Here is a 21,319-nt window from a genome sequence, read left to right on the forward strand (position 1 = left end):
TTTTTTATATTAACTGACTTGCTTTTGTTTTTCTTTCTTTTTAGGGCCTGTAAAGAGGCGTTCATTTCCCATTAGTAAAATACAAATAACACTTAGTACAGCCGGGATGAGTGCCCAGAAGAATGTGTTCGCAATAGATGTAGCGAGAGCTTCTTTAATACCCGCTAATATTTCAACAGGAATTTTTGCGGTAGCGCCTGGTGATAATAAGAAACTTGTGTCTCCGCCTTTTGGAGCTAATTTTGCTAGTTCAGGGGAGAACACAGAGTTTAGTTTATCTGTAAAAATATGATTTTGAATTGTACCGAAAATCGTTACACCAAGAGTCATACCGAGTGATCGGAAGAATGAGTTTGTTGATGTCGCCGAACCGCGGTCTCGCATTTCTAACTTGTGAATAGAAGACATACTTAATACTGAGAATGAGAAGCCAACACCAAGCCCAGCGAGAATCATAAATAGTGTTACGAGTAAACGAGGTGTGTCCATTGTTAAAGTACTTAATGAATAAATACCAAGAACGAAGAAGACACCAGATACCATCATAATGTTACGATAGCTTGTTCGAGAAGCTAATTGTCCTCCTGTTTGACTTCCAATTACAGAACCAACCATCATTGGTGTTAAAATTAATCCAGCATTAGAGGCCGAACCTCCAAGAACGCCTTGAATGAAGATTGGAATATAAACTGTACAGATAATAAAAGCAGCACCATAGAAAAAGGCAACTCCTTGACTAGCTGCGAATAAAGGTTTTTTAAATAGATGGAACGAAATAATAGGCTCGGTTGCTTTTCTTTCTACAAAGAAGAAAATAATAAGCGCAATAACTACTGTTGTAAATAAGCCAATAATTACAGTGGAATTCCAGGCATATTCCTTACCACCAAGTTCTAATGCGAACATTAAGCAAACGATACTTATGACAAGTGTAATAGCACCAGCCCAATCAATTTTTTGTTTTCTAAATTCTAGAGACTCACTGTAGTATTTAGTAATGAAGAAAAAGGAGATAAGTCCTAATGGAATATTGATATAGAAGACCCAATGCCAACTTATATAGTCTGTAATATAAGCACCTAATAAAGGACCGAATACACTAGATGTCCCGAAAACAGCACCGAATAGCCCTGTCATCTTCCCGCGTTTTTCTGGTGGGAAGATATCATACATAATTGTAAAGGCGATAGGCATAAGGGCACCACCACCGATACCTTGAATAGCTCTATAAATACTTAATTGCTCAATACTTGAAGCTGTTCCGCAAAGCGCAGAACCGAATAAGAAAAGAATGAGGCCCCCAATATAAAAACGTTTCCGCCCGTACATATCAGAAAGTTTCCCAAAGATAGGCATCCCTGCCATTGTTGCTACCATATAAGCTGATGTGACCCAAACAAACTTATCAAAGCCTCCTAGGTCTCCAACGATTGTTGCCATTGCGGTTGCAACGATTGTATTATCCATTGCGGCCATTAATATACCAAGCAGCAAACCAGCAACAACAAATTTTGTCTTGTTGGTGTCTTTTTTTAATGGTTGAATTTCCAAATATAACCCTCCTTTAGAAATAAGTAAACTATATTAAGTTTTGAGTGCAGTGGATAAAAAATTTAAATGTATAGTTGATTTTAATTTCTTTTCCATAAGTGCACTAATATGCCATAAAGAATATTATAGTCAAATTTGACTATAAGGCAAATTTTTTCTTCCGTCAAAATATTCTTTCATATGAGTAGAGAACGAGTGAGCGATACGAATATTGCTATAAAGGAAATGAAGTAAATTGTAAAAAAATTTCATAAAGAACACCTTCTGTTAATAGATGAAAAATGGTTTTTTCTTCATATTGTCGAATAGGATAAAAGGAAGAGAAATATTAAACATTACTTGTAGCAAGCTTTAGTAAGTTGGGGAATTCATTGTGTGTATGGTACATCTGAAATGAGGTGAATATATATTATGAAAATATGGGGACGAATTTCGGATACAGGAAAGTATTCAATACCGCTACAACCAGTATTGTGGATTGACGGATCGAAAAAGGAAAATGAATTTCCTCAAGTAGCCGTTACATTGCAAATTGGTAGTATGTATACAGAACAATTTTCGTATGAATTGACCTACGATGTAAACGACATACTTATTATGCGAATTGAAGTGGAAAATAAAGGGGTAGAAATGATTTCGAGAGTTGTTGTAAGTCATATGATTCGAGATTACTTTGCTTATATTCCTAATTCTTTAAAAGTTGATAAGGGGATAAGTGAGTTTTTATTCCAGCTTGTAAGGTGGCGAATTGATGATTTGTTACCGAATGAAAAGGTGGAACTACGTTGCAAAATAAAAGCTAATAAAGATAAAGCTCTTAAACAAGCATTCTTTCAGGCTACATATACATTTCAAGATAAAGAGATATCATATGGTCCACTGCAAACAAATGAAGTTGTTGTGCGGCAATGATAAAAAGGAACCTGTACAAAAGGTTCCTTTTTTAGTGAAGGTTGTGTTTTTTGAGTATTTTCTTTTGCTCTATTCCTTTTTTTCCTACATAGTTATTTTTGTAGCCAAAGTATAGAATAAATAAAAATGAAACAACATTAACAATAGCGTCGATTTGATCGTTTGTAATAAAGTGTATGCCGAAAGAGGTAAATAATAATTTTAATGATAATAGAAAACCAGCTAGTAAACGCATAGCATCTGATAGATTCTCTTTTTGTAGCATATAGATTACTCCTTTCTATAAAAGTTATATATTATATATATGAAATAGAGTAGGAAAGGTATACAAGCTTAAGCAGAAATGTACATTGCATATGTACATTTTTTATTTTGTAGAAAAACATTATTGATATAGAAACATATATTGGTATAAAAGGGGGAGAAGTATGAAACATAAAGGGAAAATTAGTGGATTATTACTTGGAAATACAGTGGCAGTTACAGAATGGATTGCACTTCAGGATGTAATTGCAAAACTGGATTCACGATCATTTTATACCGTCTTTATTATTTATATATTGCAAATGATACTAAGTTATTATTTTGGACATTGGTATGATAAAAGAGCGAACAAGCGTATGAATGTGGAAGGAGGAGGAATGGCAAGCAACGATTTTGTTGTTGATTTTTTTGGGAAAGTAGCCGCTTTATCTGAAAGAGATTCCCGTAATATTACGGTTTACATTCTTTCTGTAAAAGAATGGGAAGGATTAAAAGACACGTTACAAGAAAAAAAATTGGGAGTGCTAGTACAAAAATTAGAGAGTACCATTGTAAAGACAATTCGGAAGGGAGATGTTGTTACAAAGTGGGATGAAAATAAGTATGTTATTGTAGCAATTGATAATGGTCATGAAACATCAACAATAACAAACAGATTAATGAAAAATATTGAAAGTGAAATAGAAGGTGATTTACTCAGTGTCACTCTTTTATTTGGAGCAGCTAGCTATCCAGTAGAAGGAAAAACGTTTGAAGAACTGTTGAGAAAGTCGCAAAATCAATTGTATCAGTATAGAAATTTGCAAGAAAATGAGTGAAGCTTTGATTTGAAGATATATGATAGGAAGAAGTTTTATTTGTAACATTTTTTTGACTTTTATTACAAAAAACGTTGCGTTTGTAATAAAAGTCTTTAAAAATATATGAAATAAGCATATAATTATGATGGTAGTGCCAATACAATTTGCACAATGTGTTTTATTTTAAAAGTGTAGAGGAAAGCAAGCTCTACACTTTTCCTTTTTAGGAAATGAAAAGAATATTTGTAAGTTGTTGCAAGATATCGATTGTACTGTGTAAAATGAACAAAGAGATTATTTGATAGAAAGCTGGAAAGGGAATGATAGACGTGAGAGCGGAACGATCACCTTTTATCAGGTGAACTATTATAGTCTTATTAAGACTGAGGTGAAATTCTGTGGCCATTAAGGTAATACATAGTGTGAACAGGTTTTAAAAAACACGAAGAACTATACTTAAAGATGGATATGGAACTGCTAAATACTTCAAAAAGAATAATGTAATATTAAGTAATAATTCGTACAAACAATATTAATGATCTTCGTAAAAAAGATGCGAGTGTATAGAACAATTACATATTTTATAACTTTTTTTATTACACGATGGTCGTTTATAAATAGGAGGAAGAGATGTTGAAATATAGTAAATTAGCAATTATAACTGCATTATCAATGACTTTATTAGCCGGTTGTTTTGGACCGAAACCAGAAGAAGAATTATATGTAGCGTTTGAAAACGCTGCTAAACAAGAAAAAACAATGTTTGAAGATGCAAAAAAACTTGAGGCTTTAGAGAAAGAAGGACAAGAATTATATAACCAGATTGTGCAAGAAGGAAAAGATAATAATCAAACTGTTAAAGAAAAATTGAATCAAGCAGCAAAGAATACAACTGAACGAGAAAAAGTACTTACAAAAGAAAAAGAGGCTTTAAATAAAGCGCAAGAAGAAGTGAAGTCAGCTGATAAGTATGTGAAGAAAATTGAAGATAATAAGTTGAAAGATCAAGCTGATAAAGTGAAAAGAACCTATGAGAAACGACACGATTCATTTAATAAAATGTATGACAGCTATAATAAATCTTTAAAACAAGAAAAAGAGTTATACACAATGTTACAAGATAAAGGTACTAAATTAAAAGATATTAGTGAAAAAGTAAAAGTAGTAAATCAATCTTATAAGGATATTGAGTCAGAAAAAGATAAATTTAATGAATTCACAAAGTCTTATAATACAGAAAAAGTAGCTTTTTATAAACAAGCAAATATTAAAATTAAGGAAGAGAAAAAATAAAACAGTTTGGCCTACACTTGGCCAAACTGTTTTATTTTTTTGTATAAGTACGACTATACCATGGAACAGGTTCACTTAATTTTTTTTCTTGTTTCAATGCTTCAGGACCAATATAATCTTGAAGTGTTTTTTTTGCTACTGTTAAAGATAAGGTTGTTTTCGGATTTCGATAGGAGGATTCAAGATGACCAAGATGCGGTAGAATTCGAAAATCTTCTTTCGTAGGAGGGATGTGGAAAAAATAATCGCCTAAACGTATAAGGACATCAGATTGTTGTTGGCTAAAACGTGGGTTTCTAGAAAAATGTAATCCTTCTTTAATTGCTTTTTTTTCAGCAATCAAACGTTCTAAAGCTGTCTTTTTTAACCAGTATAAATATTTAGGATTAGTAGCTGCTTTAGCATGACGATTCACAACGAAAATAGATTGAGCTAGTCGATTAATAGAATGTTGGTTTTGTAATTGAGATTGTGGTTGTGAAGGTTTCATATTGAATCTCCTTTCAATTTTTCATTATTATACCATAAATAAAAGAGGTTTTTATTATATGCAAAAAGTGATTGTATATATTTTCAATATTAAAGCAATATTGTTACAAAAAACAACTATTTTGTATAATAGTAATAGAATATGTTTTTGAAATTTGATAATGAAAGAGTGAGAAGTTTGAAAGAAATATTAAAACAACAGTATGCCATTATAGATATTGGATCTAATACAATGCGTTTAGTTATTTATGAAAAGAAAAATGGAGGTTTTTATAAAGAGATTGAAAATACGAAAGTGGTTGCTAGGTTAAGGAATTACTTAATTGATGGTGTGTTGAATGAAGAGGGACTAGAAGTATTATTACAGACATTATTTCAATTTCAAGAAAGTACAAGGTTCCATCAGTTGCATCATGTACTTTGTGTTGCAACAGCAACAATTAGACAGTCTGAGAATCAAGAGGAAATTAAAAAGCTTATTGAAGGACAAACGGACTTTACTCTTAGGGTATTATCAGAGTATGAGGAAGCGCGTTACGGATACTTGGCGGTTATGAATTCTACATCGTTTTCAGAAGGAATAACGGTAGATATTGGTGGGGGAAGTACGGAAGTTACATACTTTAGAAATAGAGAGATTTTAGAGTACCATAGTTTTCCTTTTGGGGCACTTTCTTTAAAGCAACAATTTATTAAAGGTGATATTCCTACTAAAGATGAGTTAGAAGGAATGCAACGGTATTTAGAGTTTCAATTTCGAACGTTACCATGGTTAAGCAATAAGAAATTGCCTCTTATTGCAATTGGTGGTAGTGCGAGGAACTTAGTAAAAATCCATCAAAATTTAATATGTTATCCTATAGCAGGATTACATTTATACAAGATGAAAGAAGAAGATATTGAAAATGTAAAAGATGAATTAGAAAAATTGTCGTTCATAGAACTTCAGAAATTGGAAGGATTGGCAAAAGATCGAGCGGATACGATTATTCCAGCGGTTGAAGTATTTCATACACTTGTTCATGTTATAGAGGCACCGGCATTTGTATTAAGTAGAAAAGGGTTAAGAGAAGGTGTTTTCTATGAAGAGTTGACAAAAGATTTGGGGGTTTCATATTATCCGAACGTAGTTGAAGAAAGTTTGCATTTACTATCACATGAATACGAAATGGATATGGAATTTGTAATTCAACTTATTAAACATGGAAGACTAATTTGCAAACAACTTGAGGAAATAGGGCTTATTTCTATGTCAATAAAAGACTGGGAAGTGTTCCATCAAGCAGCGAAAGTATTTAATATAGGCAAATATATAGACGAAGAAGCGAGCCGTTTACATACGTTTTATTTATTAGCGAATAAGACAATTGATGGCATGATGCATAAAGATCGAGTAAGGCTAGCACTTATTGCATCGTATAAATCAAAAATGTTATTTAAACAACATTTATCACCATTTGAAGGTTGGTTTGATAAAAGCGAACAAAAAAAAATCCGCCTGTTAGGAGCTGTTTTACAATTTTCAGCTACTTTAAATGTAAGGCAACGATCGCTTGTTGATACCATATCTATAACAGAAAACGAAGAAGGGTTAACGTTTAAAGTTTTATGCGAACAATCAGCATTAGCGGAAAAAGTGCAAGCTGAAAAACAAAAAAAACAGTTAGAAAGAGTATTAAAAACGAATATTAACTTGTTATTTGAACTAAAACATTAGGTTGTACGGATGTCTTTACAAAAAATTTACACTTTATAATATTGTAATTTGCTAAAATAAAAGTAACTAAATTATAGTAAAAAAGTTTCAAGGGGAAGTGTGAAGAGAATGGAATTATTGAAGGGGAATGCAGTAAATTTAAATGATACAGCTTATTACAATAATCGAGAGTTAAGTTGGTTAGCATTTAATGAACGTGTCTTACAAGAAGCGCAAGATGCAAATAATCCACTTTTGGAAAGATTGAAATTTATTAGTATTTTTAGTTCGAATTTAGATGAATTTTTTATGGTACGTGTAGCGGGATTAAAGGATCAAGTGAGTGCTGGATTTAACCAGCCAGAAAATAAAGCTGGCTTAACACCAAAAAAGCAATTAAATAAAATTGCGATAAAAGCACATGCACTAATGACAGTACAATATGATACATTTAAAAATTATGTATTACCAGCGCTTGAGTTAGAGGGAATTGAACGTTTAACATTCAATGATTTGACGAAAGAGCAGCGAGAATTTATAGAAGAGTATTTTGATGAGCAAATTTTTCCGGTGTTAACTCCTGTAGCTATTGATGCATATCGCCCATTTCCAATGTTATTAAATAAAAGTTTGAATTTGGCTACTCTTTTATATGATGAGAAGCAAGCGGAAGAAGAAAACAGGACGAAGTTAGGAATTGTGCAAGTTCCTTCATTACTTGAGCGCTTCATAATTTTACCGAGCGAAGGGCAAAAGCATAAATTTATTTTATTAGAAGACGTAATTAGTAGCTTTACTCATAAATTATTTACGGGATATACAGTATCATCTGTTACTCGTTTCCGTATTACACGCAATGCAGATTTAACGATTCATGAAGAAGGTGCGAGAGATTTATTAAAGGTAATTGAAAAAGAATTAAAAAAGCGTAAGTGGGGGGCTGCTGTTCGTTTAGAAGTTGGGAAAGAACACATTGATGAAAGAGTATTAGCGTTATTATATGAGGTTCTGGAAGTAAAAGATGAAGATGTATACATAATGGATGGTCCATTAGATTTAACATGTTTGTTTTCTTTATATAAAAAACTAGCTCCTTTATATGAACATCTTGTATATCCGGCTCTTATTCCGCAACCACCTCAAGATTTAGGTGATGAAGAAGATGTATTTGAAAAAGCAATTGAGCATGATATTTTATTACATCATCCTTTTGAATCATTTCAGCCGGTAGTTGATTTTGTTCGTGATGCGGCAGACGATCCGAATGTACTTGCGATTAAACAAACGTTATATCGTGTAAGTGGTGATTCACCAATTATTCAGGCGTTAAAGATAGCGGCTGAAAAGGGAAAACAAGTGACGGTATTAGTTGAATTAAAGGCAAGGTTTGATGAAGAAAACAACGTTCATTGGGCTAAAGAATTGGAACAGGCAGGCTGTCATGTTATTTACGGTGTAAGTCACTTGAAAACACATAGTAAAATTACGTTAGTTGTAAGAAGAAAAAACGGAAAAATTGAAAGGTTCGTACATCTTGGAACTGGAAACTATAATGATGCAACAGCGAAGTTATATACTGATTTTGGATATATTACATCAAGAAAAGACTTTGGGGTTGATGCAACCAATTTCTTTAATTATTTAAGTGGTTATACAACAAAGCCACAGTTTCATCATTTATCGGTTGCACCATTTGATATAAGAGAGCAATTTATAGATTTAATAGATGAAGAAATCCGTTATCATAGGCAATATGGCAATGGATATATTATCGCTAAGATGAATTCATTAACAGATAAACCATTAATAAAAAAAATGTACGAAGCATCACAAGCTGGAGTAAAGGTAGAGCTCATTGTTCGAGGGACATGTTGCCTACGACCTGGTATTCCAAATGTAAGTGAAAATATTCGTGTAGTTAGTGTTGTTGGAAGATATTTAGAACATAGCCGTATTTATTATTTCCATCATAATGGGGAGGAGAAAATATATTTATCTTCAGCTGATTTGATGACGCGAAATATGGAGAAGCGAGTGGAAATATCTTTCCCGATATTAGATATTGAAATGAAGGCACGAATTAAGGCGATTTTACAGCTTACATTAGCTGATAATGTGAAAACACGTGAACAAAATAAAGATGGTGATTACTATTATGTTATTAATGGTAGTACAGAAGAAATTGATAGCCAAGTGAAGTTGTTTAAGATGGCGTATCAAAATACAGACGCTGAATAATAAAAAAAGTAAAAACCTCTTATGTCAATAAGAGGTTTTTACTTTTTTCTACTCATATGCTCCAAAAATGGAAGGATGAGTAGAAACAATAGTTTTATTATAAGCGTGTAATGAGATGGCTCGTTGAGAGAATAATATTTGAAAGAATCTTTATTTTAACTTAGTAATAGTATGGTTGCTGACATGGTCCACCGTAACAAGGATAAGGTGCTGGCGGCGGAAAAGGTGGTGGATAAGGTGGATAAAATGGTCGAGGGCCGAAAGCTAATGCTCCGCCGAGCAATCCACCAGCAATTCCAGCTAGAAAGGGAACGCCAAAAAACGGGAAGAAGCGTGAGTCGCCTACTGGACCAATAGGTGCTGAACGGACTGGAATTGGTTGATAATATGGATACATGAACATACCTCCTTTATTGGACTCATTTTTATCATATGGTAAACGAAACATGGATGAGCGCGTACAAGAAAGGATATGTAAGAAAATAGGCGAATTATTACGAATGTTGGAGTGTAAAAATTGTGATTTCAGGTTTTGACATAAAACGAAATGGGACACGTGTTCTTCCCAGGCCTCGATTGACATAGAGAGTTAAATCCTGAATTGTATAGAAGCCTTCAATATAGTCTTTGGCGAGTGAAGGTGTAATAATAGCTCCTAAAAAAGGAATTTGTACTTGTCCGCCGTGACTATGGCCAGAAAGTTGCAAGTTGATTGGATATCTAGAAACTTGGGGCGCGATATCTGGTTCGTGAACAAGAACAATGTTATAAGTACTTTGCCGTGCATGCGCTAATGTTTTCTCTATTTTTGGTTTGCCTAGTAGTATATCATCGAGACCGAAAATAGAAATTTCACTATTATCCATTAGACGAATTCTTTTTTCACTATTTAGCAATAGCTCAAATCCTGATTCACGCATGATGTGCTCATAGTATTCAGTTCCATATCCACCGTGATCATGGTTACCATAAATAGCGAATTTACCGAAGGGGGCTTGTATATTTTTTAAAATGGATGCAACGAAAGGAGTGTCAGTATACGTTTGATAATTATCAATGAGATCTCCGGTAAAAAGGACAATATCTGGATTTACAGCATTAATTTTAGAAACAACTTTAGATAAATGTTGAAGCGAGAAATAGTATCCGAGATGTAAATCGCTGAATTGAAGAATTTTCATACCATGAAAACTTTTTGGGATGAGTTGTGATTTTAATGTGTGCTGTGTAAAAGAAATGAAATGGGGCTCTATATATTTAGCATAGTAGTATCCGATGTTGCTGGTTATAAATGAATAGAGACAAGTACGCATACCAATTTTTAAAAAATTTCTTCTTGTAATGTGCTTCATAAAAATATGAGTATACCTCAATGTTTTTATTCCATTTATAGGCTACTCAAATCTCCTTTCAGTTTATTTAAAATATACTTTACATAATAAAAAAGTAGTATAGATTACGAAAAAAAATGAATAAAAAGAAAGTTCTTTACGTTAAAATATCAGAAAAGTTTAAAAATATAAAGATTTCTATTAAATAAAGTGATAAAATGAATATGTATTCATTTTTTGGAGGGGATGTATGTGAAAGAAAAGGTAGTTATTATAACAGGTGGATCGAGTGGAATGGGAAAAGGAATGGCGACTCGTTTTGCAAAAGAAGGGGCACGAGTTGTTATTACAGGACGTACAAAGGAAAAACTAGAGGAAACAAAGTTGGAAATTGAACAATTTCCAGGGCAAGTGTTACCTGTACAAATGGATGTAAGAAATACGGATGACATTCAGAAAATGATTGAACAGATTGATGAGAAGTTTGGTAGAATTGATGTTTTAATAAATAATGCAGCTGGAAACTTTATTTGTCCAGCAGAAGATTTATCTGTGAATGGCTGGAATTCAGTCATTAATATTGTGTTAAACGGTACGTTTTACTGTAGTCATGCTGTCGGAAAATATTGGATTGAAAAAGGTATAAAAGGGAATATCATTAACATGGTAGCAACATATGCATGGGATGCTGGTCCAGGAGTTATTCATTCGGCTGCAGCGAAGGCAGGAGTATTAGCGATGACGAAGACGCTCGCTGTTGAGTGGGGACGTAAATATGGAATACGAGTTAACGCTATCGCGCCAGGACCAATTGAACGTACGGGCGGTGCTGATAAATTATGGATTTCAGAAGAAATGGCTAAACGTACGATACAAAGTGTTCCGCTTGGAAGGCTGGGTACGCCAGAAGAAATCGCTGGTCTAGCTTATTATTTATGTTCAGATGAAGCTGCGTACATAAATGGAACTTGCATGACAATGGATGGAGGCCAACATTTACATCAATATCCATTTTAAAAGGGATAAAAAAATGAATGTTTGATTCATTTTTTATGGTTAAATGTGACGGAATTGTGACGTATGAAAGAAAAGTGTTTACAAGAGGTCATATATACGTTATATTTAAGACCTCTTTTTTCTTCATAGTAGAATTGCTAATTCCCCTTAGCATTTTACCCCTCTAATCCCTTCAGGAAAACTGAAGGGATTTTTTATTATTTTTCCGTAAATATCATGTTATAATTTTTGAAAAGTAAAGGGAGGGAAGCACGTTGATAGATGCATTAGATGTAATGAGTAACTTGGATAAAGTCCTTCCTTATTATCAAGCTATTTTTAGTGCTGATGAGCATACTGTAATTGGATACGAAGTAGTAGGACGTATTCAAACAGAAGAGGGCATACAAAGTTTAGCTTCTTTCTTTCACGATGATTCGATTCCAAGTGAATTTCAACTGGAAGCGGATAATATTATAGTAGAAAAAGCTTTAAATCGTTATTTAGAAAGCGATCAAAAATTATTATTATTTATACATCGGAATGCTAATGTATTAATGAATGATGATGATGAAAGCTTGCTTCAACTTTTATTGAGGTATGAAGAACAAGGTTTAAATTTAAAACAAATTGTTTTAGAGATTACAGAGCATGAATGTAAAGAAGATATAGAGCAATTTAATCATTTGCTTATGTATTATCGTACATATGGTATTCAAATTTCGATTAATAAAGTCGGAACGGGCACAAGTAATTTAGAGCGTATTAGCGTGTTAGCACCTGATATTTTAAAAGTAGATTTAACGAACTTAAGGCAAACAGCACTTTTACAATCTTATCAAGATATTTTATATTCTTTATCATTACTTGCTAGAAGAATTGGTGCAACTTTGTTATATGAAGAAATAGATGCTTTTTATCAACTGCAATATGCTTGGAAGAACGGCGGAAGATATTATCAAGGTAATTATTTGAAAGAATGTTTACCTGATTTTATTGAAACGAATGTTTTGAAAGAGCGACTTGGTAATGAATGTCATCAGTTTATTCAACATGAAAAGAAGAAGTTACAAAAAATTTATAATTTAACAGAGATGTTACGCGATCGCATTGGCGATGTTTTATCAAAACAAAAAAAGAATGAAGATATCAATGATTGGTTATTACAATTTAGTCAAAGTGTATCACAGTATAGTTTTCGCATATTTATTTGTAATGAAGATGGTTTCCAACAATCAGGAAATGTTATGAAAAAAGATGGAGAATGGATTGTGATGCCGGATTATTATATGAAGAACTGGAGTTGGCGCCCGTATTTTCTCGAGAATATCATGAAAATGCGTTTTGAGAATAAGGCAAGGCTTTCAGATTTATATGCAGATATCGAAACGGGCGAAATGGTACGAACATTTTCTTTCCCAATAGATGATGACAACTTTTTATTTATAGATTTATCATATGAATATTTATATGAAGAAGATGTTTTATTTTAATGCACGAAGAGATTCGTGCATTTTTTGTTTGTTTTTATCATAAATTGGTAATAGTGAAAATGGTGATGAAAATGCTGTCTATCGTTGTAAAGATTTTACGAACGAAATCTGTCCTTTCTTTGCATAATCATTGTTACAATGAATACTACAAAGACAAGTTCTTTTAAAAGGAAGGTGAAAAAATGAGGAAATATGGAATATGGCTTGTTCTATTTGTATGTGTTGCCTTTCTAGTTGGTTATAGTGTTACGACTGTTTTAGGGAAAGAGGAAGTGGAAGTGGATCGGAAAGAAGTATTTACAACGATACAAAAAGGCTATGAAACCCAGTTTTCAATTCGTGGGAAGCATTTGCCGATGAATAAGATGATAGAGACGTTATCACCGTATTTTACAGATAATTTCCTTCAAGTATTTACAGATGAAAATAGCAGAAGTGATAAACAAAGTGGTGAATATTTACTTCCGGCAAAAGAAGCACCGTTTTCTTTTAATTCAGAAACGAAAATGTCGTATGATCAAGAGCATAAAAATTTATATGTATATGAGCGGACAAAAAGTGGACAATATCAAATTGTAACATTGAAAAGGGATCAAGATAAATGGAAGTTAGCAGGATATCATGAAAGTCAGGAACTTTTAACTGAAATAAAAAGGTTGCAACAATTATAAAGTGAAACTTTTAATTAGTGGGAGTTTTACTACCTACAAACAGCGGGATAAGAATAGGAATAGGTATTTACCTATTCCTATTCTATATTGAGTAGTTGTTGTAACTTTTCAATTTGAAAACCTGCAACTACTTCGCCATCAATTACGACTGTTGGAGTTGAATAGGAATCATAGTCGTTTAAAAGACGGTTGCGAGCAGCAGCGTCTTTTTTTACGTCAAATTCTTCATATGCAACGTTATTATGCTTCAAAAATTCTTTCACAATAACACATGGCGGACAATCAGGTTGTGTATAAACCTCAATTTTTTTCATTGTAATTCCTCCCTTTTTCTGTTTTTTATTATATTCTTCCAGTATGAAAACCGCAATAAAGAAGAGGAAATATGTTCTTTCTGTTTTTTCCTTCGCATTTCGACAAATTTTAGTTGAGTTTCTGGCTAATAACCTTTATCCTAGAGTGTGGAACATTTTTTCTGTTATGACGGATAGAATGAGTATAGCTGTAAAACCTATTGGTAGGAAGATCAGAGAAAGGAGAGATTTCATGTCTCTACTCCAAGGAATTTTAACTCGACTTGTTAGTCTACAAGAACAAGCTGAAAGCGGTGAAGTAGCACAACGCTATTTTGAAGTGAACGGTGAGCGCAAATGTAGCGTGAAATTTTTCGATAAAAGTGAAATGTATGAGTTAGAAGTGTATCAACAAGGTGAAAAACCTCAAGTGTACCAATTCGATAATATCGACATGGTTGCAATTGAGATTTACGATATCATTTCTTGATACATATAAAAAAGGTACTGCCATATGGCAGTACCTTTTTTAGTTCTATTACTTTCCAGCGTAATGTATAGAAGTTTTTGATTTTTCCTACAATGGTATTAAAATGAAAATTTAATCCGTGCAAGTTTGCTTATCCATGTGGATAAGTAGTCCCGTCAACCGGGTGAATATGTGAAGCTAAACTTCTCACAATTGCTGGGTTCTGCAAATAGCGGGAGAAATATAACTAGGAGGTTATCGTATGGAACGTTTACCAGTTGTGATTTGTCCTAATTGTCAAAGTTCTGCTGAGATTATTCATGTATTAACGGCTCAATCTAATCAAAATGTAATTTATACGTGTCAAGTTTGTCACTTTGTAATTCGAAATATTGAAACGAATAAAGGATAGGAAGTTATAATTTTAGTTTTTGTCCCATACAATGAGAATACGAAAAGTCTGTCTAATTGAAAGGACGTGACTCTGTGGACGGTGCACATAAATTTTACAATGTTTCAGAGAGACATTTAAATTTTGATATGGTCTTTAACCGTATTTGTAGTTTCATTGAAAAGGATCCGCGAAATTTGTATCGATTATCCATTGGGACAGACTCGCAAGCGCATCAAAAGGATACGAGGTTTATTACAGCAATCCATATTCATCGTGTTGGAAAAGGTGCCTGGGGTTGTTTACACCATAGATCAGTAAAAGATAAGCCAGCGACCTTACGTGAGAAAATATATTTAGAAACGCAGTTTAGTCAAGAAATCGCATGTCTATTTACGCCTACTCATATACAAACAATATGGGAGTTATTGCATCCTTATGCTCAAGATGGGGCTGGATTCATAATGGAAATTCATTTAGACATTGGGAATGATGGTTTAACAAGAGAATTTATTTTAGATATGACAGAAAAAATTCGAGCGATGGGATTAACTGCAAAAATTAAGCCGGATGCTTATGCGGCGTTTAGTTATGCAAATCGATATACGAAATGATTTTTTGTATGTTTATAATTGCTACATATCTTTTGGTAAAAACTGAATATTACATCTATTAAATAGGTTAAATTTTTTATATAATAAGAGTGAGTAACGATGCGAGTGTAAGGAGAGGGGTATATGCAAAGGGAAGTTGTTTTAACGAAGGAAGAAGAAAGTTTACTACTAGATATTTTATTTCAGCAAAATTATGCAAGTGAAATTTTAGCTGTGGAACTTACGGACATTGAGAATGGTTTGAAACAGACAGATGTGATGCAATATAAAAAAATCACAAGGTTATTTTACAGATTAAAAAATAAAGGGTATTAAGCGCTACCGGAATGGTAGTCTTTTTTTTGTGCTGTATGCTAAAATAGCTGTGTGATTGTATTTTTATTGAAATAAATTTAGGACAAAATAATAATATGAAAACGCTGTCATAAAATGTGAATAGAGTTATGAACATAAGCAGGAAAAAGGGAAAATGGGGGATGTAATATGATTAGTATTCCGAAAGACGAATTTCAACAAATTCTTGTGAAGGATTTAATGATTTCATCGGAAAAAGTAGCTCATGTCCAAATTGGAAATGGTTTAGAACATGCTTTACTCGTTCTTGTGAAATCTGGATATTCGGCGATACCTGTCTTAGATCCAATGTATAAATTACATGGTTTGATTAGTACGGCCATGATATTAGATGGTATGTTAGGATTAGAGCGTATTGAGTTTGAAAGACTTGATGATATGAAAGTAGAGCAGGTGATGAAGGAAGATATACCTTTTCTTAAATTAGAAGATTCATTTGCAAAAGCTTTAGAAATGACAATTGATCATCCTTTTATTTGCGCTGTTAATGAAGAAGGCTATTTTGAGGGGATTTTAACACGTCGGGCTATTTTAAAATTGTTGAATAAGAAAGTAAGGCAACATAATCGATAACGTGAGAAAAGTGACTTCATAGAAACGAAGAAGTCACTTTTTTTTCGTGCATATCACTTGTGTATGTATTATATTAAAAAAGACATAAAACATAAGGGAAGTTTGCGCTGAAAAATTGTATTTTCTGAATGAAAGCTTAATGAAATAAGGTGTATGGAAGCTAAGGAAAGAGGGAGAAAGTTGCAAATTGATGATTTTCAAATGATGGTTGTGTTAGCTCAGGAATCAAATATGAGAAAAGCGGCGGAACGTTTATTTGTTTCACAACCTGCGCTGAGTCAACGATTACAATCTATGGAGAAACAATGGGGAATGAAGTTTTTTATTCGCTCACAAAAAGGATTGACAATTACACCTGAAGGGGAAAAAGTTGCAAATTATGCCAAAGAAATGTTGCAAAAGGAAGAGGATATAAAAAGTGAGCTAGCTGTTTTTAGAACGGAAACTCATGGAACTTTAAAAATAGCTGTTGCATCAGTTATTGGTCAATATTGGCTCCCTCCTGTTTTGAAAAAGTTTGTGCATAAATATCCTTCTGTAAAGATATCGCTGTTTACTGGATGGAGTAGTGAAGTGCAAAAGCAGTTTTATGAAGGAGACGTTCATGTTGCTATACTAAGGGGAACACAAGAATATAAAGGTCAAAAGCAACAATTATTTGAAGATGAACTGTATTTAGTTGATAAAGAAATAAAAGATATTTCGATGCTAAAAGAAACAAATAGACCGTTCATTCAATTTAAAAGTGACTCAACTTATTATGGACAAATACAAAATTGGTGGTATGGTTTATTTTCTAATCCGCCTAAGCGAACGATTGTAGTTGACCAAATTGAAACATGCAAACAACTTGTTTTAAATGGTATAGGTTACGCCCTTTTACCTTCTACTGTTTTAAAGGAAGTACAGGGAAATATGTATAAAACACCTGTTCAACTGACGAGAGAAACATGGTTGTTAACAAGTGACTCGGCAAGGCAGTTGAAGCAAGTACAAGCATTTTTAGAAATTATAGAAGAAATTCAAAGGGAAAAATAAGATTATTATCTTGCTACTCGCTCTTTCGTTTGGTAGAGTAACATTATAAATGGATTTAGGAGGCAACAAGAATGAAAATGATGGACGCTAACGAAATTATTTCGTTTATTCAAAAAAGTGAAAAGAAAACTCCTGTAAAGGTATACATAAAAGGGGATTTAAAAGAAGTAACATTCCCTGAAACAGTACAAGCATTTGTGAATAAAAAATCAGGTGTATTATTCGGAGAATGGTCTGAAATTAAGACAATTCTTGATGAGAATAATAAGCACATCGTTGACTACGTTGTAGAAAACGATCGTCGTAATTCTGCAATTCCAATGCTTGATTTAAAAGGTATTAAAGCTCGCATCGAGCCAGGTGCTATTATTCGTGACCATGTTGAAATTGGTGACAACGCTGTAATTATGATGAATGCAACAATTAACATTGGTGCTGTAATTGGTGAAGGTTCTATGATCGACATGAACGCAGTACTTGGTGGACGTGCAACAGTCGGTAAAAACTGTCACGTAGGTGCAGGTGCTGTACTTGCAGGTGTTATTGAGCCACCTTCTGCAAAACCAGTTATCGTTGAAGATGATGTAGTAATCGGTGCAAACGTAGTTGTTTTAGAGGGTGTTACAGTAGGTAAAGGTGCAGTTGTAGCAGCAGGAGCTGTTGTAACAGAAGATGTGCCTCCATACACAGTTGTTGCAGGTACTCCAGCACGTGTAATTAAAGAAATTGATGAGAAGACAAAAGCAAAAACAGAAATTAAACAAGAGCTTCGTCAATTAAACCCAGAGAAATAAAAAGTAAAAAAAGCGTAAGAGCGTAAATGGGCTCTTACGCTTTTTATAGATAGAGGTGCAAAAATGACAGTAAGCAAATTTGTCCAAATTCGTAGAGATCTACATAGAATTCCGGAAATTGGATTTAAGGAATGGAAAACACAACAGTATATTTTAGATTATATAGGAACACTTTCTCTTGAATTTGTGGAAGTGAAGACATGGAAAACGGGTGTAATCGTTAAAGTAAATGGAAAAAATCCAGAAAAAATAATAGGTTATCGTGCAGATATAGATGGTCTGCCAATTACAGAGGAAACTGGATATGAGTTTGCTTCTATTCATGAAGGAATGATGCATGCATGTGGCCACGATGTACATACAACAATCGGTTTAGGCCTTCTAACGAAAGCTGTGAGCGAAAGAATAGATGATGACCTTGTATTTCTATTCCAGCCAGCAGAAGAAGGACCAGGCGGTGCTCTTCCTATGTTAGAAAGTGAAGAGTTAAAAGAATGGAAACCAAATATAATTCTTGGTCTTCATATTGCACCAGAATACGCTGTAGGGACAATTGCAACGAAAGAAGGACTGTTATTTGCTAATACTTCAGAATTATATATTGATTTAAAAGGGAAAGGTGGCCATGCTGCCTATCCGCATACTGCAAATGATATGATTGTTGCAGCGAGTCATCTTGTTACACAGCTTCAATCCGTTATTAGTCGCAATGTAAATCCTCTTGATAGTGCAGTAATTACAATCGGGAAAATTACAGGTGGTACGGTTCAAAATATTATTGCAGAAAAATCTCGTTTAGAAGGAACGATTCGAACATTATCAGTGGAATCAATGAAGCGTGTGAAAAGCAGAATTGAGGCAATTGTTGCAGGTATCGAAGCTTCTTTCCAGTGTGAGGCGATTATAGATTACGGAGCAATGTATCATCAAGTATATAACCATGAAGAGTTAACAAGAGAGTTTATGCAATTTGTACATAAACAAACAGATATGAATGTTATTACATGTACTGAGGCAATGACAGGTGAAGATTTTGGTTATATGCTTCGAGAAATCCCTGGATTTATGTTTTGGCTTGGAGTAAATTCAGAATATGGTTTACATCATGCAAAATTAAAACCAGACGAAGAAGTGATTGAAAAGGCAATTACATTTTTAAGCCAATATGTAAAGTGGAAAGGGAATAGAAAATAAAACTTCCGCTTTATTGAAGGTTCCAAAAAACTTTTTGTTATGAGGTGTAAGTAACGCTCGTATAGAGTGATTTTAGACATTTACATACAAATGAAAGAATAAAGTTAATTGGACTGTTTTAATAATGAGCAGGGGGTTTTTAGCCACTGCTCATTATTAATTATTTGACTAACTTATATATGTTTACTTTTAGTATGAAAAGTGTGTAAAATCAATGTGAAACATAGAAAAAAGGGTGGGGAATTACGTGCAAATTAGCAGTGCGATTTTATGTTTCGTCTTATATGCGTATGTTATTATTGCGGCGGTTTATTTTGGGATAAGTTTTTATGCCTATCGTTTAGTCGATAATAATGAATATGACGAAACATACAAATGGGTGAAGAGATATTTATCACCTGTACTAGAAATTATGAATGGGTTTGTGCTCTTTTTATTTATTGGATTAATTGCTTTCTCAACGAGTTTAGTAGGGAATAAAACTACGTTATTTGTATTAGGTATCATTATTTTTATGTTGTTAGGAATAAGGATTGGTAATACGGTCTTTTGGAATGAAAGAAAAGTAGATGGTTGGACGGGAATGTTAATTCCATGCATGTTAGCTGCAATCGTGACAAATATAGAACATGAATATTATCAATTACATTTTTGGCTTATTATCGTTTTAACAATTCTTTCTGTTTTGTATATAAGCACAGTAGTACTAACATATATTGCACATGAAAAAGGTGATGTTAAAGGCACTCGTTTCTTTAGAGGACGGGCATTATTTTGGAGTGTGCCGACGATGGCAGTTATCGCGCTTATTGCGATATTAGTAAATGGATATCAATTTTCTAGTTGGCAACTATTTTTAGAAAATTGGTGGATCTTTATCTTTTCGTTTATTGCTTTTTTAGGTGCAACGCATTATTTATTCCATCAACATCATTACATATGGGCGTTGTTATTTGCATTCATACAGCTTCTATTTGCCTTTTTTGGTCAAGAAACATTATTATTCGTTTTTGAAACATTTAGTTCGTTTGGAAATATATTTGTATTTGCTATGTTACTTGTTGGTATCGCTTTTTACTTGCAACAATATTTTTATATACAAAAACAAAAATAAGAGCTAATTACAGTTTTTGTGACGCATATAAAGTGTGTTACACTGAAAATAAATAGTACTTGAAGTTATTGGAGGAATTCCTGTGGGTGAGAAAGAAAAAGAATTTGCTGTCATTGGACTTGGTCGCTTTGGTGGAAGTATTTGCCGAGAACTAGCTCAATTAGGTATGGAAGTAATGGCAATCGACTCAGATGAGGATAAAATTAATGAATTTGCAAATATAGCTTCGCATGCTGTAATTGCAGATTCAACAGATGAGATGGTATTAAAAAGCCTTGGTATTCGAAATTTTGATCACGTAGTCGTTGCTATTGGAGATAATTTAAATTCAAGTATTCTAACTACTTTGATTTTGAAAGAATTGGGTGTAAAAAATATTACTGTAAAAGCTCAAAATGATTATCATGAAAAAGTGTTAAGTAAAATAGGTGCAGATCATATTGTGCATCCAGAACGTGATATGGGAAAAAGGATTGCTAATAATATTGCATCAAGCAATGTGTTAGACTACCTTGAGCTTTCAGATGAGCATAGTATTGTAGAGATTATTGCGAATAAAAAAATTGATGGGCACTCTTTAATTGAATTAGATATTCGTGCGAAGTTTGGATTGAATATTGTAGCAATTAAACGAGGTAAAGAAGTTATCGTATCCCCTCGGGCTACGGAGAATATTCAAGCAGGAGATATATTAATTGTCATTGGTCATGACGATGAAGTGGATCGATTTAAACACTTTTTAAGATAAGAG

General features: G+C 33.3%; 24 protein-coding genes. 18 read left to right on the plus strand and 6 right to left on the minus strand.

Annotated features, from left to right (window positions below):
- Positions 1 to 9 precede the first annotated feature (9 nt).
- The gene (locus AC1Q8M_RS19090) at positions 10 to 1,551 is read right to left on the minus strand and encodes an MDR family MFS transporter (RefSeq protein WP_061659892.1); all 1,542 of its coding nucleotides are present in this window, start codon (positions 1,549 to 1,551) and stop codon (positions 10 to 12) included.
- 411 nt (positions 1,552 to 1,962) lie between these two features.
- On the opposite strand from AC1Q8M_RS19090, the gene AC1Q8M_RS19095 reads away from it, so the two are divergent.
- Entirely contained in the window at positions 1,963 to 2,463 is a 501-nt protein-coding gene (locus AC1Q8M_RS19095; RefSeq protein WP_000708119.1) for a hypothetical protein, read from the plus strand.
- Positions 2,464 to 2,494: 31 nt separating this feature from the next.
- Here the strand turns inward: AC1Q8M_RS19095 and AC1Q8M_RS19100 are convergent, their stop codons facing one another.
- Positions 2,495 to 2,728 (minus strand): SPP1 phage holin family protein, encoded by a 234-nt coding sequence (locus AC1Q8M_RS19100; RefSeq protein ID WP_000939446.1) that lies wholly within the window; start codon positions 2,726 to 2,728, stop codon positions 2,495 to 2,497.
- 163 nt (positions 2,729 to 2,891) lie between these two features.
- Here AC1Q8M_RS19100 and AC1Q8M_RS19105 point away from each other — a divergent pair, with 163 nt between their 5' ends.
- Positions 2,892 to 3,545 carry a diguanylate cyclase domain-containing protein gene (locus AC1Q8M_RS19105; protein ID WP_000680816.1) on the plus strand — a complete coding sequence of 218 codons (654 nt, stop codon included), beginning with the start codon at positions 2,892 to 2,894 and terminating at the stop codon, positions 3,543 to 3,545.
- A 612-nt stretch (positions 3,546 to 4,157) separates the two neighbouring features.
- Positions 4,158 to 4,820, plus strand: a complete 663-nt coding sequence (locus AC1Q8M_RS19110) for a YkyA family protein (protein ID WP_025118093.1) — start codon at positions 4,158 to 4,160, stop codon at positions 4,818 to 4,820.
- Between the two features lie 31 nt (positions 4,821 to 4,851).
- Here the strand turns inward: AC1Q8M_RS19110 and AC1Q8M_RS19115 are convergent, their stop codons facing one another.
- Positions 4,852 to 5,310 carry a YkyB family protein gene (locus tag AC1Q8M_RS19115; RefSeq protein ID WP_000804864.1) on the minus strand — a complete coding sequence of 153 codons (459 nt, stop codon included), beginning with the start codon at positions 5,308 to 5,310 and terminating at the stop codon, positions 4,852 to 4,854.
- A 141-nt stretch (positions 5,311 to 5,451) separates the two neighbouring features.
- Between AC1Q8M_RS19115 and AC1Q8M_RS19120 the strand changes: the two genes are divergently transcribed.
- Both AC1Q8M_RS19120 and AC1Q8M_RS19125 read left to right on the plus strand, forming a co-directional pair.
- Entirely contained in the window at positions 5,452 to 7,026 is a 1,575-nt protein-coding gene (locus AC1Q8M_RS19120; protein ID WP_029948876.1) for a Ppx/GppA family phosphatase, read from the plus strand.
- A gap of 108 nt (positions 7,027 to 7,134) precedes the next feature.
- Entirely contained in the window at positions 7,135 to 9,243 is a 2,109-nt protein-coding gene (locus tag AC1Q8M_RS19125) for a polyphosphate kinase (RefSeq protein WP_025118759.1), read from the plus strand.
- A gap of 160 nt (positions 9,244 to 9,403) precedes the next feature.
- Here AC1Q8M_RS19125 and AC1Q8M_RS19130 read toward each other — a convergent pair whose 3' ends face one another.
- Positions 9,404 to 9,640, minus strand: a complete 237-nt coding sequence (locus tag AC1Q8M_RS19130; RefSeq protein ID WP_000283738.1) for a hypothetical protein — start codon at positions 9,638 to 9,640, stop codon at positions 9,404 to 9,406.
- 97 nt (positions 9,641 to 9,737) lie between these two features.
- Positions 9,738 to 10,595: a metallophosphoesterase gene (locus AC1Q8M_RS19135; RefSeq protein WP_025118419.1), complete on the minus strand. Its 858-nt coding sequence runs from the start codon at positions 10,593 to 10,595 to the stop codon at positions 9,738 to 9,740.
- Positions 10,596 to 10,826: 231 nt separating this feature from the next.
- On the opposite strand from AC1Q8M_RS19135, the gene fadH reads away from it, so the two are divergent.
- The 3 genes from fadH to AC1Q8M_RS19150 all read left to right on the plus strand — a co-directional run bounded on the left by fadH (position 10,827) and on the right by AC1Q8M_RS19150 (position 13,734).
- Positions 10,827 to 11,591, plus strand: a complete 765-nt coding sequence (gene fadH, locus AC1Q8M_RS19140; protein WP_000660913.1) for a 2,4-dienoyl-CoA reductase — start codon at positions 10,827 to 10,829, stop codon at positions 11,589 to 11,591.
- Between the two features lie 254 nt (positions 11,592 to 11,845).
- Entirely contained in the window at positions 11,846 to 13,063 is a 1,218-nt protein-coding gene (locus AC1Q8M_RS19145; RefSeq protein ID WP_000564307.1) for an EAL domain-containing protein, read from the plus strand.
- 182 nt (positions 13,064 to 13,245) lie between these two features.
- A complete protein-coding gene (locus tag AC1Q8M_RS19150; RefSeq protein ID WP_001233805.1) occupies positions 13,246 to 13,734 on the plus strand; it encodes a DUF3993 domain-containing protein in 489 nt (162 codons plus the stop codon).
- 77 nt (positions 13,735 to 13,811) lie between these two features.
- Here AC1Q8M_RS19150 and AC1Q8M_RS19155 read toward each other — a convergent pair whose 3' ends face one another.
- The gene (locus tag AC1Q8M_RS19155; protein WP_000717873.1) at positions 13,812 to 14,048 is read right to left on the minus strand and encodes a glutaredoxin family protein; all 237 of its coding nucleotides are present in this window, start codon (positions 14,046 to 14,048) and stop codon (positions 13,812 to 13,814) included.
- A 232-nt stretch (positions 14,049 to 14,280) separates the two neighbouring features.
- On the opposite strand from AC1Q8M_RS19155, the gene AC1Q8M_RS19160 reads away from it, so the two are divergent.
- From AC1Q8M_RS19160 to AC1Q8M_RS19205, 10 genes are all read left to right on the plus strand, one after another.
- The gene (locus AC1Q8M_RS19160; RefSeq protein WP_000055151.1) at positions 14,281 to 14,517 is read left to right on the plus strand and encodes a YkuJ family protein; all 237 of its coding nucleotides are present in this window, start codon (positions 14,281 to 14,283) and stop codon (positions 14,515 to 14,517) included.
- A gap of 241 nt (positions 14,518 to 14,758) precedes the next feature.
- Positions 14,759 to 14,908, plus strand: coding sequence for a hypothetical protein (locus AC1Q8M_RS19165; protein WP_000440540.1), 150 nt, complete (start codon positions 14,759 to 14,761; stop codon positions 14,906 to 14,908).
- A gap of 74 nt (positions 14,909 to 14,982) precedes the next feature.
- Positions 14,983 to 15,501: a ribonuclease H-like YkuK family protein gene (locus AC1Q8M_RS19170; RefSeq protein WP_000348490.1), complete on the plus strand. Its 519-nt coding sequence runs from the start codon at positions 14,983 to 14,985 to the stop codon at positions 15,499 to 15,501.
- Between the two features lie 123 nt (positions 15,502 to 15,624).
- Entirely contained in the window at positions 15,625 to 15,816 is a 192-nt protein-coding gene (gene abbA, locus AC1Q8M_RS19175) for an antirepressor AbbA (RefSeq protein ID WP_001188692.1), read from the plus strand.
- Between the two features lie 168 nt (positions 15,817 to 15,984).
- Entirely contained in the window at positions 15,985 to 16,428 is a 444-nt protein-coding gene (gene cbpB / locus AC1Q8M_RS19180; RefSeq protein WP_000623573.1) for a cyclic-di-AMP-binding protein CbpB, read from the plus strand.
- Positions 16,429 to 16,581: 153 nt separating this feature from the next.
- Positions 16,582 to 17,466 (plus strand): transcriptional regulator CcpC, encoded by an 885-nt coding sequence (gene ccpC, locus AC1Q8M_RS19185; protein WP_098400363.1) that lies wholly within the window; start codon positions 16,582 to 16,584, stop codon positions 17,464 to 17,466.
- A gap of 71 nt (positions 17,467 to 17,537) precedes the next feature.
- Entirely contained in the window at positions 17,538 to 18,260 is a 723-nt protein-coding gene (dapD, locus tag AC1Q8M_RS19190) for a 2,3,4,5-tetrahydropyridine-2,6-dicarboxylate N-acetyltransferase (protein ID WP_000783241.1), read from the plus strand.
- Positions 18,261 to 18,323: 63 nt separating this feature from the next.
- Positions 18,324 to 19,454 (plus strand): N-acetyldiaminopimelate deacetylase, encoded by a 1,131-nt coding sequence (locus tag AC1Q8M_RS19195; RefSeq protein WP_000218677.1) that lies wholly within the window; start codon positions 18,324 to 18,326, stop codon positions 19,452 to 19,454.
- Between the two features lie 247 nt (positions 19,455 to 19,701).
- Positions 19,702 to 20,568 (plus strand): hypothetical protein, encoded by an 867-nt coding sequence (locus AC1Q8M_RS19200; protein WP_001167322.1) that lies wholly within the window; start codon positions 19,702 to 19,704, stop codon positions 20,566 to 20,568.
- A gap of 82 nt (positions 20,569 to 20,650) precedes the next feature.
- Positions 20,651 to 21,316, plus strand: coding sequence for a potassium channel family protein (locus AC1Q8M_RS19205; RefSeq protein ID WP_000504032.1), 666 nt, complete (start codon positions 20,651 to 20,653; stop codon positions 21,314 to 21,316).
- The last annotated feature ends 3 nt before the right edge of the window (positions 21,317 to 21,319 follow it).

The sequence above is a fragment of the Bacillus sp. GW823-FHT06A10 genome (assembly GCF_058795375.1).